10 protein-coding genes are annotated in these 15810 nt (G+C 37.1%); 2 read left to right on the top strand and 8 right to left on the bottom strand.

All coding sequences use genetic code 11. The annotated features are described in order from the left end of the window. Positions 1–177: 177 nt before the first annotated feature. The 8 genes from dnaI to EKM60_RS00540 all read right to left on the bottom strand — a co-directional run bounded on the left by dnaI (position 178) and on the right by EKM60_RS00540 (position 10274). Complete coding sequence (dnaI, locus tag EKM60_RS00575) at positions 178–1086, bottom strand: primosomal protein DnaI (protein ID WP_125711598.1); 909 nt, start codon at positions 1084–1086, stop codon at positions 178–180. Positions 1087–1088: 2 nt separating this feature from the next. After that, positions 1089–2453, bottom strand: a complete 1365-nt coding sequence (locus EKM60_RS00570) for a DnaD domain protein (RefSeq protein WP_164508282.1) — start codon at positions 2451–2453, stop codon at positions 1089–1091. Positions 2454–2464: 11 nt separating this feature from the next. Further along, complete coding sequence (gene nrdR, locus EKM60_RS00565) at positions 2465–2938, bottom strand: transcriptional regulator NrdR (RefSeq protein ID WP_125711596.1); 474 nt, start codon at positions 2936–2938, stop codon at positions 2465–2467. A gap of 21 nt (positions 2939–2959) precedes the next feature. Further along, entirely contained in the window at positions 2960–3568 is a 609-nt protein-coding gene (gene coaE / locus EKM60_RS00560; RefSeq protein WP_225426968.1) for a dephospho-CoA kinase, read from the bottom strand. Continuing rightward, positions 3550–4377, bottom strand: coding sequence for a DNA-formamidopyrimidine glycosylase (gene mutM, locus EKM60_RS00555; RefSeq protein WP_125711595.1), 828 nt, complete (start codon positions 4375–4377; stop codon positions 3550–3552). The genes coaE and mutM overlap by 19 nt, the downstream gene beginning before the upstream one ends. 29 nt (positions 4378–4406) lie before the next feature. Continuing rightward, positions 4407–7064: a DNA polymerase I gene (polA, locus tag EKM60_RS00550; protein ID WP_125711594.1), complete on the bottom strand. Its 2658-nt coding sequence runs from the start codon at positions 7062–7064 to the stop codon at positions 4407–4409. A 254-nt stretch (positions 7065–7318) separates the two neighbouring features. Further along, the gene (locus tag EKM60_RS00545; protein WP_125711593.1) at positions 7319–8509 is read right to left on the bottom strand and encodes a multidrug effflux MFS transporter; all 1191 of its coding nucleotides are present in this window, start codon (positions 8507–8509) and stop codon (positions 7319–7321) included. Between the two features lie 565 nt (positions 8510–9074). Beyond that, the gene (locus tag EKM60_RS00540; protein WP_125711592.1) at positions 9075–10274 is read right to left on the bottom strand and encodes a metal-dependent hydrolase family protein; all 1200 of its coding nucleotides are present in this window, start codon (positions 10272–10274) and stop codon (positions 9075–9077) included. 230 nt (positions 10275–10504) lie between these two features. On the opposite strand from EKM60_RS00540, the gene EKM60_RS00535 reads away from it, so the two are divergent. Beyond that, complete coding sequence (locus tag EKM60_RS00535) at positions 10505–11692, top strand: hypothetical protein (RefSeq protein WP_125711591.1); 1188 nt, start codon at positions 10505–10507, stop codon at positions 11690–11692. A 355-nt stretch (positions 11693–12047) separates the two neighbouring features. Further along, positions 12048–15743, top strand: coding sequence for an SLAP domain-containing protein (locus EKM60_RS00530; protein WP_125711590.1), 3696 nt, complete (start codon positions 12048–12050; stop codon positions 15741–15743). Positions 15744–15810 lie beyond the last annotated feature (67 nt).

Raw genomic sequence — 15810 nt, 5'->3', positions numbered from 1 at the left:
AAGAACAGTTTTCTCTCTTTAGTTATAAAGTTACCGTCTACAAATATACAGTTTTAATATGAAAGTGGTAGCTCCAGTAATGGGTAAGCTTTCAGTAATCGTACCCTCCCTGAATTAGAACCGAAGTGTTGTCTTTCATGAACACATTGAAACATTTATTTTTAGTTATTGCAAGTCTTAATGCTGAAATCTTTTGTTAGGTCCAGTGACAATAACTTCACGAGAAAGATATTTCACACGTTCCATAATTCGCTTAGCCTTTACTGGCTCTTGCTCTCCTCGTTGGTTAACTGACAGATGTTCTTCGAGTTCGTTCATTGAAAAATTTGATGAAAAAAATGTTGGCAAGTTTTCTTGCATACGATATTGCAAAATAACACCCAGAACTTCATCACGAATCCAGCTCGACATTGAGTCAGCTCCAATGTCATCCAACATCAAAATTTCTGAATCTTTAACCTTATTAACACGATTCAAAACGTCATTTTGTCCGATAGAATTTTTCATTTCGACCGCAAAAGTTGGAAAATGCATAATCGTTGTTCTGACATCAGACTTAAATAGTTCGTTGGCAATGGCACCTAAAAGATATGTCTTACCCACACCGAAGTCCCCAGCCAAATATAAACCGGGAACATAGCCCTTATGACCAGTGTAGTTCTCAATAAAGTCTAGGGCACTTGCCAGCGCTTCTTGGCGTCCATCACCATCGTAATCATCTAATGTGGCTTTACGAATATCACTTGGCATATCCATTAAAACAAAGCGAGACTCGTATTCTGATTTCTTGGCTTCACTACGCTTCTTAGCATTAGGAACATAGGCAACTTCAATATTATGATTAGTGATCACCAATTTTGGATAATATCCCTTGGAAAGTTCACTCTGGTTAGTCTTATGATTATAAAACTCATAAATACTGGCCGCACTAACAGAGATCGTATCTTCATTGATCGATTCTTGATTTTCTTTTAAAAATCTCTGTACGTCAACATCATTCAAAGCTTGATTCAACAACTTACGATAGTCGTCGGTCAAATTCTTTGAACTTAAATAGGCTGACATTGTTTTCCCTAAATTTTCCATAGTTAATTATCCTTATTCCGCATTTTTCTGATTCTTGCCTGCAATTCTTGACGCTTGATTTGAGCATTCTTGTCATTTGTTGGAGTATTTGACTGAACTTTACTCCAATCAGTCGCCTTCTCAACCTTTTTATTTCGATTGTTATAACGACGTGGATTACGTGGCCTATTTTGGAAATCATGCAATCTTTGCAGAGCTTGTTCTGGAGTTTTAACTTCATTTTGTTGCCAATCATTAGCGACAGTTTCCATTAAAGCAACAGACAATGTAGGTGAATTTTGGAGGATATAATCTACCAAAATATTCAACACAGCTGGGGAAAGATACGTCTTCATAGCCATATCTCGCAAAGCCTTAGACTCAGCTGCACCAGTAAAACCACCGCTCTTTTGCTTTTCAGCTGCCAAGAAATCTGCTGGCACCATCGACTTAGCCTGTTGTAACAGCAAATTGTCTGCTCGACTCAAATTATTAGTGACTGGAGCATCAACTGGTTTCTCTTCAACATTTTTGACTGAGATATTAGCGTTCTTCTCAAACCGATCCTGAACTGATCTACGCAGACGTTCTGGATCAATTTTATTATCGACAATATTGGCAGTTTTTCCGATCAAGTCGATCAGAGTGATCTCATCAATACCATAAAATAGATGCAAATTAATGATCAATTCCTGATTCTTCAGAAGATCATTTTTGTCAATTTTAAATAACTGACCGATTCGGTCCTCGATCAACTCCCAATCCAATTGATTCATAGTTGCAGGATCAACCTTGGGTTTACTATTGTCCGACTCACTTGTGAACTCACTTTGAGCATTTTTAACATCAGTTGGCGTATTGATCAAATCATCATTATTTAGTTGAAATACTTCCAAAAAATCTTTAGTTATTTCGGTAGACTGCTCCAAAATTTCTTCCGATCGAGAATACTTTTTGATCAACTCGTTGTAATTAACTTGTCCAATTTTTTCATATAGAAAAATGCTCATCAGGTCATCCTTAAAAAATTCCTTAGGAGTTAATGGCTCAAACAACTGATAAATACAGTAATCACCTAAATCATCGTTTTTAGTAAATGTCCGGATCAGGCCTAATGCCTCAGCTCTAACTCTGGCAGCGTTGAATTTATTCAAATCAATATTTAAAAGACTCAACAGATCACTGTGATTCTTGCGATCAGTAACCACTTCCTTATTGGGGACTTTTTCCCACAGCAATAAATAAACACTGTAAGCAGTCGTACCCAAAAGAGGCAAATAAAGATCCGTCAAAATATGACGGTCATAGTCATTGATCTGTCCATGTGGTAGACACCAATAACCAGTTAAAGGATTGATTTCTATATCAGAATTATTTTCTCTATCCAAACTATCCATCCTTAATCACGTTTATTTTGGCCGTCGTTAGCCATCATTTCTTGTACTTCTTTCATGAAGTTATTCATATCTTTAAATTCTCGATAAACACTGGCAAAGCGAATATAAGTAACGTCATCAACATCGGCCAATATCTTCATGACATGCTCACCTATTACTTGCGAACGTACTTCATTTTCACCTGTTGCTCTAATTTGGTTTTCAACTTTATCAACGATCTCATTCATTTGGTCCATTGTAACTGGTCGTTTCTCAGCAGCACGAACTAACCCGCGAAGCAATTTTTCTCGACTGAATTCCTCACGATTACCATTCTTTTTAATTACTAATAAAGGAGCTTTTTCGATTCTTTCAAAAGTAGTAAAACGAGTACCGCAATACTCGCATTCACGTCTTCTGCGAATCGCACGTCCTTCATCACTTGGTCGACTGTCGACAACCTTTGATGAATCATGATGACAATGTGGACAGATCATAAGACAGACCTCTTTTCTTAATTATAGATTTTTTAATAACGTTTTTATTTCACTCTTCAATTCAGCTAAATCACCTGAATTATCGATCACAAAATCTGCTAATTTCTTTTTTTCTTCCATTGGCATTTGTGAATCAATCTGATTTTTAGCTGTTTGTTCATCTATATTATTCCGTTTCATCAAACGAGACAATTGAATTTCCGGCTGAACAAAAATACTGATAACAGCGTCAAAATAGGGCTGATAGTTAGTTTCAAACAATAGTGGAATCTCAAAAATATAAATCAAACCATCATTTAATGCATGCACCTCTTCAACGATTTGCAAAATTCGTTTTCTGATCAAAGGTGCTGTTATATCGGTTAATTTTTTCAATTCCTTTTTGTCACTAAAAACTATTTGGCTCAAGTTTTTACGATTCAAAGTACCATCGGACATTAAAATATCATCCCCAAAACTAGCCACGATCTGGTCTAATCCTGGAGTTCCAATTTTAACTACTTCACGGGCAATTTCGTCAGCATTATAGATTCGACAACCATTCTCAGCAAAAACATCCAAAACAGTTGTTTTCCCAGAGGCGATTCCACCTGTTAAGCCATAGATCTTGCTCATTTGATCACCTGACATTTAGGACAGAAGTGTGTTCCACGTCCACCAACCTTGATTTTTTCAATTTCAGTACCGCAACGATCGCACGGCGTACCTTCTTTGCCATAAGCATGCAAAAAGTCTTGCATATGTCCTGCATGACCAGTGGAGTCCAAGTATGAACGTACAGTTGATCCACCAGCTTCAATACCCATTTTCATTTCCATATTAGAATATTTAATGACATTGTTGATCTCTTCATCATTCAAATGATTAGCCGGTGTTTCCGGATGTATTTTAGCATTCCAAAGAACTTCATCAACGTAGATATTACCAAGACCACTCATCACCGACTGATCCAATAATACCGTCTTGATATCTTTTCGATGGCGCATGATCCGAGGTTTTACATTTTCAAAAGTAAATTCATCAGATAACGGTTCTGGACCGAGCTTTTGAATCGACTTATTAACAGCTAAATCACGAGTACGCCAAAGTTGCATGCGACCAAATTTACGAACGTCATTATAAATAAGTTTTTCCCCATCATCTAAACTAAAAATTGCATGTGAGTGCTTGTCGATCATAGCAGGATCACTGGATACACGATACTTACCTTCCATTCGGAGATGACTAATAATTGTATAACCATTATCCAAATGAATCAATAAAAATTTTGCTCGACGACCTATGTCAGTAATTGTTGCACCGGTAACCATATCAATAAATTGCTCGACATCCCCAGTGATCAAATTTTGATAACGTATCTCGACATTGGTAATCTTACGACCTTGAACTTGTTTAATTAGTCCACGTCTGACTGTCTCTACTTCTGGCATTTCAGGCATTAACTTCACCTACTTTGAATTTTATATAATTATTTTGCTTCATACCAAGTCTTACCATGGGCTGATTCGACCTTCAAAGGTACATCCAGTTTAACAGCTGAATCCATAACACTTGGAACTAATTTTTCAAGAATTGGTATTTCAGATTTTGGTGCTTCAAAAATCATTTCATCATGTACTTGTAGCAATAAGTTAGCTTGCAGTTGTTCTTTATCAAGCATCTTTTGCATATTGATCATAGCAACTTTAATAATATCAGCCGCACTACCTTGGATCGGAGTATTCATAGCAGTTCTTTGTGCAAAGTTTCTAACATTGAAATTCTTTGAATGAATATCTGGTAAATAACGACGACGATGCATGATTGTTTCAACATAACCGTTCTCACGGGCATATTTAACAATATCGTCCATATATTTCTTAACGCCAGGATACTGTTCAAAATATGAATCAATAAAAGCAGCTGCTTGTTTTCTAGTTATACCAATATTCTGGGAGAGACCATAATCACTGATACCATAGACGATACCAAAGTTTGTAGCCTTAGCTTGTCGACGCATATCTGGTGTAACTTCGTCAGTGCTGTCGAGGCCAAATATTCTCATGGCAGTGTGAGCATGGATATCATAATCTTCCTTAAATGCCTCCTGCATATGTTCGTCCCCAGAAATATGGGCCAACACACGCAACTCAACTTGTGAATAATCGGCAGAGAACATTTCCCAATCTGGATGTTGAGGGACAAAAGCACGTCTGATCTGGCGACCTTCATCAATTCTAATCGGAATGTTTTGCAAGTTAGGCTCAATTGAAGATAATCTACCCGTTTGAGTTAATGTCTGCAAATAAATTGTATGAATTTTATTATCTGGTTGAATGAATTTCTGTAATCCTACTACATAAGTAGATTGAATTTTGGATATTTGACGATAATCCAAAACCATCTGAACGACTGGAGACTTATCTTTTAATTTTTCAAGTACATCGACTGATGTAGAATAACCCGTCTTGGTCTTCTTGATAACTGGCAACTTCAAATCTTCAAACAACACTACACCCAGTTGTTTAGGTGAATTGATATTAAATTCTTGTCCAGCTTCTTTATAAATCTTTTGCTCAATTTCAGTTAATCTTGTCGCAAAAGTATTTTCCATTTCTTTTAATCTCGATGCGTCTACTTTAACACCCTTGATTTCCATTTCAGCTAAAACGTTTGACAATGGTAATTCAATTTCATCATATAGACTATCTTGATCATTATCTTTTAATTCTGATAACATTTTATCTCTTAATGTCGCGATAATTTGAGCTTTTTGGGCAATAAAGTTCATCAAAACTTGATCGTCTTCTGGCACGGCTTTTTTAACACCTTTACCATAAAACTCTTCTTCCATTGGAAGATTGTAACCATAGTTTTGTGCAACGATACCGAGATCTGACTTATTATCATTCGTATCTAATAGGTAAGAAACCAATAACAAATCAAAACTTACACCTTTCAAATCACAGCCATAACGGTGTAATAAGGCAATTGTCTTCTTATTATCGAAGGTATATTTCTCTTTTGTTTCATCTTCGATCCACTGCTTCAAATCTTCATTTTCTAAGATAGAAACGTCAGATGTAGCATAGTAATTATCATCACTTTTGACCGCTAAACCAATGATCGGATCAACATGATAATTGCCGCCAAAACTCTCGACGATCAATGTTTGTGGTGCAGTACTGTTCAAAATATTCTTAGCAGCATCGGCATTCAATTCTGAATACTTGATTTCAGCCATAGCTTCTTTAGTTTCTTCTGGTTCAACATTCATCTTCTCTAAAAATGAATTGAAACCAAGTCTTTGATAAAACTTGATTAATTGTTCTTGATTGTCGCCTTGATATTCCAGTTTTCCTAACTCAAGTTCAACCGGAGCTTCGCAATTGATCGTAGCAAGTTTCTTACTCAAAAAAGCTTGATCCTTATCGTTGATCAAATGTTCCTTTAGCTTACTCTTTTTCATCTCATCGACATGTTCATAGAGATTTTCCATACTGTCATATTCAGTTAATAGCTTAATAGCAGTCTTTTCGCCGACTTTTTCAACTCCAGGGTAATGGTCAGAATTATCACCCATCAATCCCTTCATATCAATGATCTGTGACGGAGTTATTCCGAGTTTTTCTTTGACATGCTCTGGTGTATAGGCTTCTGTTTCTGTAACACCCTTGACGTTAACTTTGACAGTAACTTTATCAGTTGTTAATTGAGTTAAATCACGATCACCTGTAATGACAGTGACATCCATGTTATCCTCTTCGGCCTTTTTTGACATTGTTCCGATAATGTCATCAGCTTCATAATTCTTCAAGTCGTAAGTCTTGATCCCTCTGAGATTCAATAACTCCTGAATTATTGGCAATTGTTCCATTAATTCTGGTGGAGTTTTGGCACGTGTACCTTTATAGTCGGAAAACATCTCCGTTCTAAAAGTTGTTTTTCCAGCATCAAAAGCAACTAAAGCATGTGTTGGTTTCTCGTCTTTTAAAATAATTTCCAACATATTGTTAAAGGCGTACACAGCATTTGTATGAATACCGTCACCTGAAACAAATTTATCTAAAACATTATGCATGGCAAAAAATGCTCTAAAAGAAACACTGTTCCCATCAATTAAAAGTAATTTTTTCTTTTCCGTCATATTTTCTCCCATTGAAAACGAAATTAATCATATCTATTTTAACAAAGTATTGGTCTTATTGAAAAACAAAGAACTGGCCGACTACGGTCGAGAGGTGGATGGTCTGCTGTCGGGCCGTCCTCCGTCTCAATATAATCTAATATAAATACACAAAAAGCATAATCCCACAAAAATGAGATCATGCTTTGACTATAAATATCATAACTAAACGATCTAGCTAGAAAGTTCAAGTAACGGACCCACAACAGGCGAAGTTACTTGATCTTTTCGGCGAAAACAGCCTTAACACTCAAATTAATGCAACTAACTACCATAACCAAACAAATAATAAACATAAACTCTGGCAAAGCATTTATCGTACCGTCATGCATAAGACTAACTAGATACGTTAATAGACTGACTATCAAATAATAACTCAAACTAAAAATTCCACTCGCACTGCCGATAACATCCTCATAACCTTTTAACGCCAAATTTAAAGCAATTGGCAATGTAGTGTTCAATCCTAGAAATACTAAAAAAATTCCGACGATCATAATAAACGACTGATCAAATTTTAGCGGCAAAATCAATAATCCACTAGAAATAACACTGACTAACAATCCTGATATTAAGATCAATTCGGATTTAAAATAATTAACTAAATAATTGACCAATATCGCCCCTAGTAAACTTGCTAAAGCTAATACTATTCCCAAACTGCCGTACTGAACTGAGCTAAATCCGAAATGATTCATAAAAATAAACGGTGCTTCAGAATAGTATCCGAATAATATTCCATTGATTCCACCGATCAAAATTCCATATGACCAGACTCTGGAATCAGTTACTAAACGTTTTGAAACTTGTATCAATGAGCTTGATTCAATTTCAGTTGTATTTTGTGTTTCTGGCAATCTATAAAAACTGTACAGCAAAACTAAAGCTGACATTACTATCAAGGTACTAAAAACATTTCGATAGCCTAAGTATTCTTGAACGATACCGCCGATCAAAGGTCCTAAAGCTGGTGACAATGACATTGCCGCACCAACTTTCGAAAATACTTTTGCGCCTTCAATTCCTTCAAAACTCTCACGCATGATTGTCTGTGTAACAACTGATCCCACGCTAGCACCAAATGCCTGAATGAACCGTGATCCTAATAACATTTGAAAATTTGGGCTGATAAACAAGCCAATGTTTCCCAATAAGTAAACGATTATCCCCCACAACATGGCCTTTCTACGACCAACCTTGTCGGACAATCTTCCCCAGAAAAATACTCCAATTGCAAAAGCAAAAAAATAACTGCTCATTGTCAATTGTGTTTTAGATGCGTCAACCAACATATGTGTACTGATTTGTGGCAACACAGGGGTAAAAATGGATTCACTTATTTGTGGGAATCCTACTAAAACAATAATTAATAATAATGATGGTACTCTTTTTTGGACGTTCTTCATTTTTCTCTCCTAAATAGTTACTTTGCAGAAAAACGTCCTGAATCGTTTGCTGGGACACAAACCATGATTCTATTAATGTCCACAGTATTCACCTAATTTCTATAATATGATGATTTGTATGTTACGTGAATTGTTGTTTCATTGCAAACTACTACGGTCGAGAGGTGGATGGTCTGCTGTCGGGACGTCCTCAGCCTTGGTCTGAGGACTCGATTTTGAGCTTTGCTTATCGCAAATCTCGAAATCGCCCATGTTGTACGAACGGAAGACCACCGTTCTACAACATTTTGACTGCTGACCACTCACCTCTCGTCCTCCGTCTCAATATAATCTAATATAAATACAAAAAGCATAATCCCACAAAAACGAGATCATGCTTTAACTATAAATATCATAACTGAACAACCAAGCCAGAAAGATCAAGTAACGGAGCCAGTTGTGAACAGGACGACTTTTGAAATTTGCGGTCTGTGCAAAGTTCAAAAGCGAGACTTCGGACCTTGGCCGAAGTCGGTCCCACAACAGGCGGAGTTACTTGATCTTTCTGGCAAACAACAACAACTACCTATTTAACAAGTTCACCCTTCTTATAGATAGTTTTGTCAGTCTGAGCAACCGCTTCTACACTCTCTAATGGATTATTATCCAATACTAAGAAGTCAGCAAACTTACCAGTTTCAAGACTTCCGTATTCATCAGTGATCCTCAATAGTTCAGCAGCGTACTTAGTTGTACCAAGCAGTGCTTGATAAGGAGTTGCGCCAACACTTGTTAATAAAGCTAATTCATCAGTTGTACCTGTTTCAAAGCTGTTAAATGGTGTTCCGGCATCTGTTCCGACAACAACTTTAACACCTTTTTTAAGTGCCATACCAATGTTCTTGAAGAAATCGTATTTAACAATATCATTCTTCTTAATCATGTAATCAGGGATCTTACCAACACCATACTTATCAATTCCGGCACAGGCATTTAGTGTTGGTACTAAATAAATATTGTGTTCCTTCATAAAATCAGCTTGCTTTTCGTCAACATAGATACCATGTTCGATCGAATCAACACCGGCATCAAGTGACAATTGAATACCACGATTACCCTGGGCGTGAGATGCAACAGTCATGTGTTTTGTGTGCGCTTCTTGAACAGCAACTGCCATTTCTCCTTCAGTCAATTCAGTATCGTCAACTTGATCGGTTGAAGACATAACACCACCAGTTGCCATAACTTTAATATTTTTGGCACCAAGTTTGAAGTTTTGACGAACGGCTTTTCTCATGGCATCTGGTGAGTCTATCAAATGACCCATAGTAGTTTCACCGTCTAGTCCTTCTTTAAAATCACCATGTCCACCTGTCATAGTCATTGGACGACCAGAGGGTAAAATTTCTGTTCCTTTTAAACTGCCTTCGGCTTGTAAATTAGCTAACTTGATATCAGTATTGAAAGCACAGCCACAATCTCTGATATAAGTAACACCAGCATGTAATAAGGTATCCAAATGTTTTAAAGCTAAGAATGTGACTTCAGTTTCTGATAAGTATTCGAGCTTATCACTGTCATCAGGAACCATCATCAAATGAGTATGTGCGTTGATTAGTCCTGGCATAACATATTTACCGTGAAGATCGACAACCTCATCACTAGAATCTGGCTTACCTGTACCTACTGCAGTGATCTTCCCCTTTTCATCTACAGTTAAGTAACTATTTTCAACTATCTTATTATCGTTTCCGTTAAATAAATTTAAATTAGTGAATGTTGTCATTAAACTCTCTCCCTATCAATATTTAAAATGTAGTTAAAATTCTAAGAGTCTTTCTAATTAAAGTCAACGCTAAATTAAAATATCTATATTACATGATATTTACATTAGTAAAAGTAATCGATTACATGTTAAAAACCCTTAATTAAATACAATTCTCCATTGACATAAAGATTAGAAAAGTCTAACTTTAAACCTAATCTTTATTTAATATTCAAGGGGGATCTATTTTTATGGAATACTTAATTGCATTCACTATTGTAATGGTATTCATGCTGATAGGTGACTGGGTTTCCGCAGCTACCAAAGCATTTATACCATCTATTTTTATCACGGCGGTTCTTTTCGCTATCGGATTTTGGACGATCATCCCTAAGGATATTGTTGCCAAAGCATCATTTAACACTGCCTTCACTGGCATGGGCGTTTCACTATTATTGGTACATCTTGGTACCTTGATGAGTTTAAAGGAACTTGTTAATCAATGGAAAGCTGTTTGTATCGCACTATTAGGAGTATTGGGGACTCTAGTCCTTACATTAACAGTCGGTACATTGATCTTCGATTGGCACACAGTTGTCGCTGCCATTCCTCCACTAACTGGTGGTATGGTCGCAACACTTTTGATGACTGACGGATTAAAAGCCGCCGGTGCTACAACACTTGTGGCTTTACCAGTTTCAATGTTTATTTTGCATTCTTTCATTGGTTACCCAATGACTGCCATCCTCTTGAGAAAAGAAGGACGCAGATTAAAGGAAGAATTGAAGAGCGGCAAAGGACATATCGATCCCAACGCTCCTAAAATAACTGGTATGGCAGATTCATTAGACACACAAAAACATATCTTACACTTGCCAGAACAATTTCAGTCACCAGTTTTCATTATCGTGCGTGTAGCCCTGATTGCCTTATTAGGTAACTGGTTAGCCGGATTAATGCACGGCGTCATTAACGCCAACGTTATCTGTTTGATCTTAGGTGTTATTGCACATCAAGTTGGATTGCTTGAAGATAACGCTTTAACACGTGCTGGAGTCTTCAACTGGTTGATCTACGGTTTAATGGCTTATGTCTTTTCACAATTAAGCCTGACAACACCTGATATTATCGGTGGAATCCTTGTACAAATCCTAGTTTTGATTGCTTTAGGAATCTTAGGAATGTTCATCGCTTCTTACGTTTTAGCAAAACCATTCGGTATGAGCAAACAGATGGCCTTTGCCTTTTCATTGACTGCCCTATTCGGCTTTCCAGCTGACTTTATTCTAACAACTGAAGTATGCCGTACGATTGCTGATAACGAGGAGGAAGAAGAATATCTCACTCAAAACATGTTGCCAAAAATGCTAGTCGGTGGATTTGCGACGGTTTCAATGGCTTCCGTTATTATTGCTTCTGTTTTCTTGAAATTGATTTAAAAAATTAGGAGTATCCTAAACCTATTTTCAGGTTTAAGACACTCCTTTTTAATTTGGATTCATTTAATAAAAATATTGTTATTAAATATCAAACCAGCGACAATTTTAAAAGTTTCTTCCTATTATTTAGAGCCGTCTTAGCTGCGGCTAAATCCTGATTCCACTATCATATATAATAGTTCTCATTTTATAAAAAAAATTAAATATAAAACATGCTATTTTCATAAAAATACTCATTTTAGGAAAACATCTCTTACAATAACTGAATTATATAGCAATAAATGAATATTATAATTTAGGTATGTCATAAAGACTATTCATAAATTGTCATTATCAAGGATAGAGGGAAATAAATATGAGATTTCAACAATTAAAACGTGACTCAAATTCAGTCATGAAGAAAAAATTAGTTAAATCAAAGAAAAATTGGGTCGTTGTCAGCAGCCTTTCATTAGCAGGAGGTCTATTTTTGTTGGGTACACCAACATATGTAGCCAAAGCCGCAACTACTGATACAATCCAAACAGCATTATCACAAGCCGCCGCCGAATCGCCAACACCGACGGACGGATTAACTGACGCTGCAGGTTCAGGATCTGCCGCAGGTGCTACAGATGGTTCAGGGACATCATCAACTGGTGATACTGGTGATGGAACCAAAGATGGTAGTACAGGTGCTGGTGCAACTGGAACACAAGCACAACAACCAGCCGCTAATGGTGGATCAGAGTCAGGTTCAACTGGAACTGGTTCAGGTTCTACAACTGGAGACAATACTCCCGCACCAAGTAATGGTGCTGGTTCAACAGATCCACAACCAGCATCTGACGGTACAGGCGATGGTTCAACTGGTGAAACAGCACAATCAGAACAACCTACTGCACAAGCATTTTCTGTTGAAGGCGCTCCCGTTGCTACGGCAACTAAAACAATGAGCGGTACTGGCTGGACTACGGATGGAACTACTTTAACTATCAATGGTCAACTAGATGAAACCACAAAAGACTATCCTGACTGGGGTGGAAATGCTAGCACAATTACTGCAGTTGTTGTTAAAAATGCAATAACTGCGCCTAAAGATTCATCACATATGTTTGCTAGCATGCCTTTATTAAATAGTGTCGATATAAGTAAAATGGACACTAGTAATGTTGATAGTACTGAAGGAATGTTCGCAAATGATACTAGCTTACTAAATTTGGATCTTTCACAGAACCTTTTCACTATGGTTACAAACCTTAGTCATATGTTTGAGAATGATCATAAACTTACAAAAATTTCATTTCCATTGGGTGCATTTACGAAAATAATCGATGGAAGTTATGCATTTGCAAATTGTGAGAATTTATCAGAAATAGCTGGACCAGACGTAGGAGGAAAACCGACCTCGGCCACTAACAATTGGATTGCAAATAATGCTACAGATCTCAGAGCTATGTTTAAAAATGACGCTTCATTAAATACAATAAATTTATACGGTTGGAAATGGACAAACAACAGACCTTCTTCTGAATGGCCCAAAACAGGAGATTCTTCATTAGGTGAAGGTATGTTTGATGGAACTAATCTCGATTCCATTTCTTTAAGTTCAAGTCTATATTTCAACCCTAAAACGATGTTAACTTCAAGTAATGGACCAATTTGGCAAAGTGATAATTCTAATACTACTAAATCATTTTATGGTGTTCCCCAAACTAATCCTGCATCTGGAGTTTCTAATGGTCTTGGAGCTTTATTTAATGGAATAGCATGGGATTCAAATAATAACGTACTTACATTCGATTCAAAAGGGAGTGCCCTAGCAGCCGGTTCAGACGTAACTAACCACGTTACTATCAAAACTAACCACGGTGATATTGTACAAGATATTAAAGGTACTGTTGGCGATCCAGGTACTATTGATATACCTGGTACATATAAATTTGCAAATGGCAATACTTACACAAGAACATCAACTGCTACCTCTGCTAGTTTTACATTTGGGCAAACAATGGCAACAGCCACAGCATCAGATGGTGCAGATGTAACATATGAAGCACTTCCTGCAACTAGTGGTAAAGTAACAGCTACAACAAGTGACGGTTCTTCAATCACATTTACCGTTCCTGCTGACGGATATCATGTTGGTGATACTGGAAATATTGATATAACAACTGATCCAATTAAGAGTGAAATTGCTAGTCAATTACCCGCCGGATACCATATTGCTGATGGAACAACAGTTGGCGTAACATTTACAAATAATCCGGATACACCAGTTACTGTTGATGCTGGTACTACAGTTGCTTTAGTTGGTAATGACGCAACCGATAAATCCTATGATGTTACTTTAGCCAATGGTGATACTGTTTCAACTCCTTTGCCTGCTGGTGCTAAAGTTGGTGACCATCTATCCTTTGCCCCAAAGACCGAAACTGGCTATAAACCTAATATAGATAATATTACTGGTACTATTGATACTTCTGGTAAGTTCGTTCCTGATAAGGATCTTGTTTATACTGGTAATGACGCAACCGATAAATCCTATGATGTTACTTTAGCCAATGGTGATACTGTTTCAACTCCTTTACCTGCTGGTGCCAAAGTTGGTGACCATCTATCCTTTGCCCCAAAGACTGAAACTGGTTATACAACTAATTTAGATACTGTTTATGGTACTATCGATCCTTCTGGTAAGTTCGTTCCTGATAAGGATCTTGTTTATACTGGTAATGACGCAACCGATAAATCTTATGATGTTACTTTAGCCAATGGTGATACTGTTTCAACTCCTTTACCTGCTGGTGCCAAAGTTGGTGATCATATATCCTTTGCTCCAAAGACTGAAACTGGTTATACAACTAATTTAGATACTGTTTATGGTACTATCGATCCTTCTGGTAAGTTCGTTCCTGATAAGGATCTTGTTTATACCGGTGACACGATCGGCCCTACAGACATTACAATCCCATCTACAGTCGGACAACAATCAATCGATCAACCTATCCACATCACTGGTGGTAAAGTTGGTGACACTCAAGAAGTAAATCTTCCTAACGAAGATGGTTATACTACACCAAAAATCACCGTTACATATGGTCCTAACAACACATTTACATTCTCAAATACCAATACTAAAGAACCTATAAGTAATGCTAAATACATAGGTACTCCAAACAAAGCAACTACTATCACATTTACAAAGCCGGATGGTAGTACACAAGTTATCAATGTCCCTGCAGGTAACTATGGTGACAAAGAGCAAACTTATACAGCTGATCCTGTAAATGGATACACTTCACCTTCAGTTATCGTTACTTACACAATTGGTGGTGTTCCAACTATCACTTACGCAAACGATCCTAACAAGACTGTTACTGACACTGACAAGTTAACATACACACCAATCCCAACAAGTTCAGGCAATACTGATACACCTGAAAATGGCGATATTGAATATAAGAATCAAACTATTTCAACATATGCTGACAAGCCTGCTGTCGCACTTTATCAACTAGGTGCTGATGGTAAGATGACGAAGTCAACGACTCGTTCATTAGCTACTGCAACTGATTGGCAAAGTGACGCTGTCATCACAATTGACGGTGTTGGCTACTATCGTGTTTCAACTAACGAATGGGCTTTGATGAGTCAAGCTTATCCATATACTGCACCAAATGTATATGTCAGAGCTTACAGTGATTCTGCTAAAGAACTATATAAGGCTGAAAGTGATTTGATCAAAACTAGATCACTTGCTCCGAATAGTAGCTGGATCGCAGATCACCAAACATATGTAATCAATGGTACAAAACACTTCCGTGTTTCAACTAACGAATTTGTCGACGAGAGCGACGTTTATGTTTACACACCAGTAAACATGGTCGTTACGACTCACGCCAAAACAACTGCTAGTCTTTATACAGCTAAAGGTGATCTCGTTACAAATAGATCACTTAGTGCTAACAGCAGCTGGAAGACAGACAGTATTACAACTATCAATGGCGAACAATATTATCGTGTTTCAACAAATGAATTTGTTAAAGCTGTAGATGTTGACGTTAATAACTAATGATTAAAAAATAAGCTAAATTCCTTTATGGGATTTAGCTTATTTTTATCTGGCATACAAGAAGGGA

Origin of the sequence: Companilactobacillus kedongensis (assembly GCF_003946625.1) — a bacterium.
In the GTDB taxonomy this organism is placed as follows: Bacteria; Bacillota; Bacilli; order Lactobacillales; family Lactobacillaceae; genus Companilactobacillus; species Companilactobacillus kedongensis.
This window is presented reverse-complemented; position numbering and strand designations above follow the sequence as displayed.

Bases quoted from the DNA above. Each gene is read 5' to 3' on its own strand.
- EKM60_RS00535 (WP_125711591.1), top strand. From the start codon at position 10,505: ATGGAATACTTAATTGCATTCACTATTGTAATGGTATTCATGCTGATA.
- mutM (WP_125711595.1), bottom strand. From the start codon at position 4,377: ATGCCTGAAATGCCAGAAGTAGAGACAGTCAGACGTGGACTAATTAAA.
- EKM60_RS00545 (WP_125711593.1), bottom strand. From the start codon at position 8,509: ATGAAGAACGTCCAAAAAAGAGTACCATCATTATTATTAATTATTGTT.
- dnaI (WP_125711598.1), bottom strand. From the start codon at position 1,086: ATGGAAAATTTAGGGAAAACAATGTCAGCCTATTTAAGTTCAAAGAAT.
- coaE (WP_225426968.1), bottom strand. From the start codon at position 3,568: ATGTCAGGTGATCAAATGAGCAAGATCTATGGCTTAACAGGTGGAATC.
- polA (WP_125711594.1), bottom strand. From the start codon at position 7,064: ATGACGGAAAAGAAAAAATTACTTTTAATTGATGGGAACAGTGTTTCT.
- EKM60_RS00540 (WP_125711592.1), bottom strand. From the start codon at position 10,274: ATGACAACATTCACTAATTTAAATTTATTTAACGGAAACGATAATAAG.
- EKM60_RS00530 (WP_125711590.1), top strand. From the start codon at position 12,048: ATGAGATTTCAACAATTAAAACGTGACTCAAATTCAGTCATGAAGAAA.
- nrdR (WP_125711596.1), bottom strand. From the start codon at position 2,938: ATGATCTGTCCACATTGTCATCATGATTCATCAAAGGTTGTCGACAGT.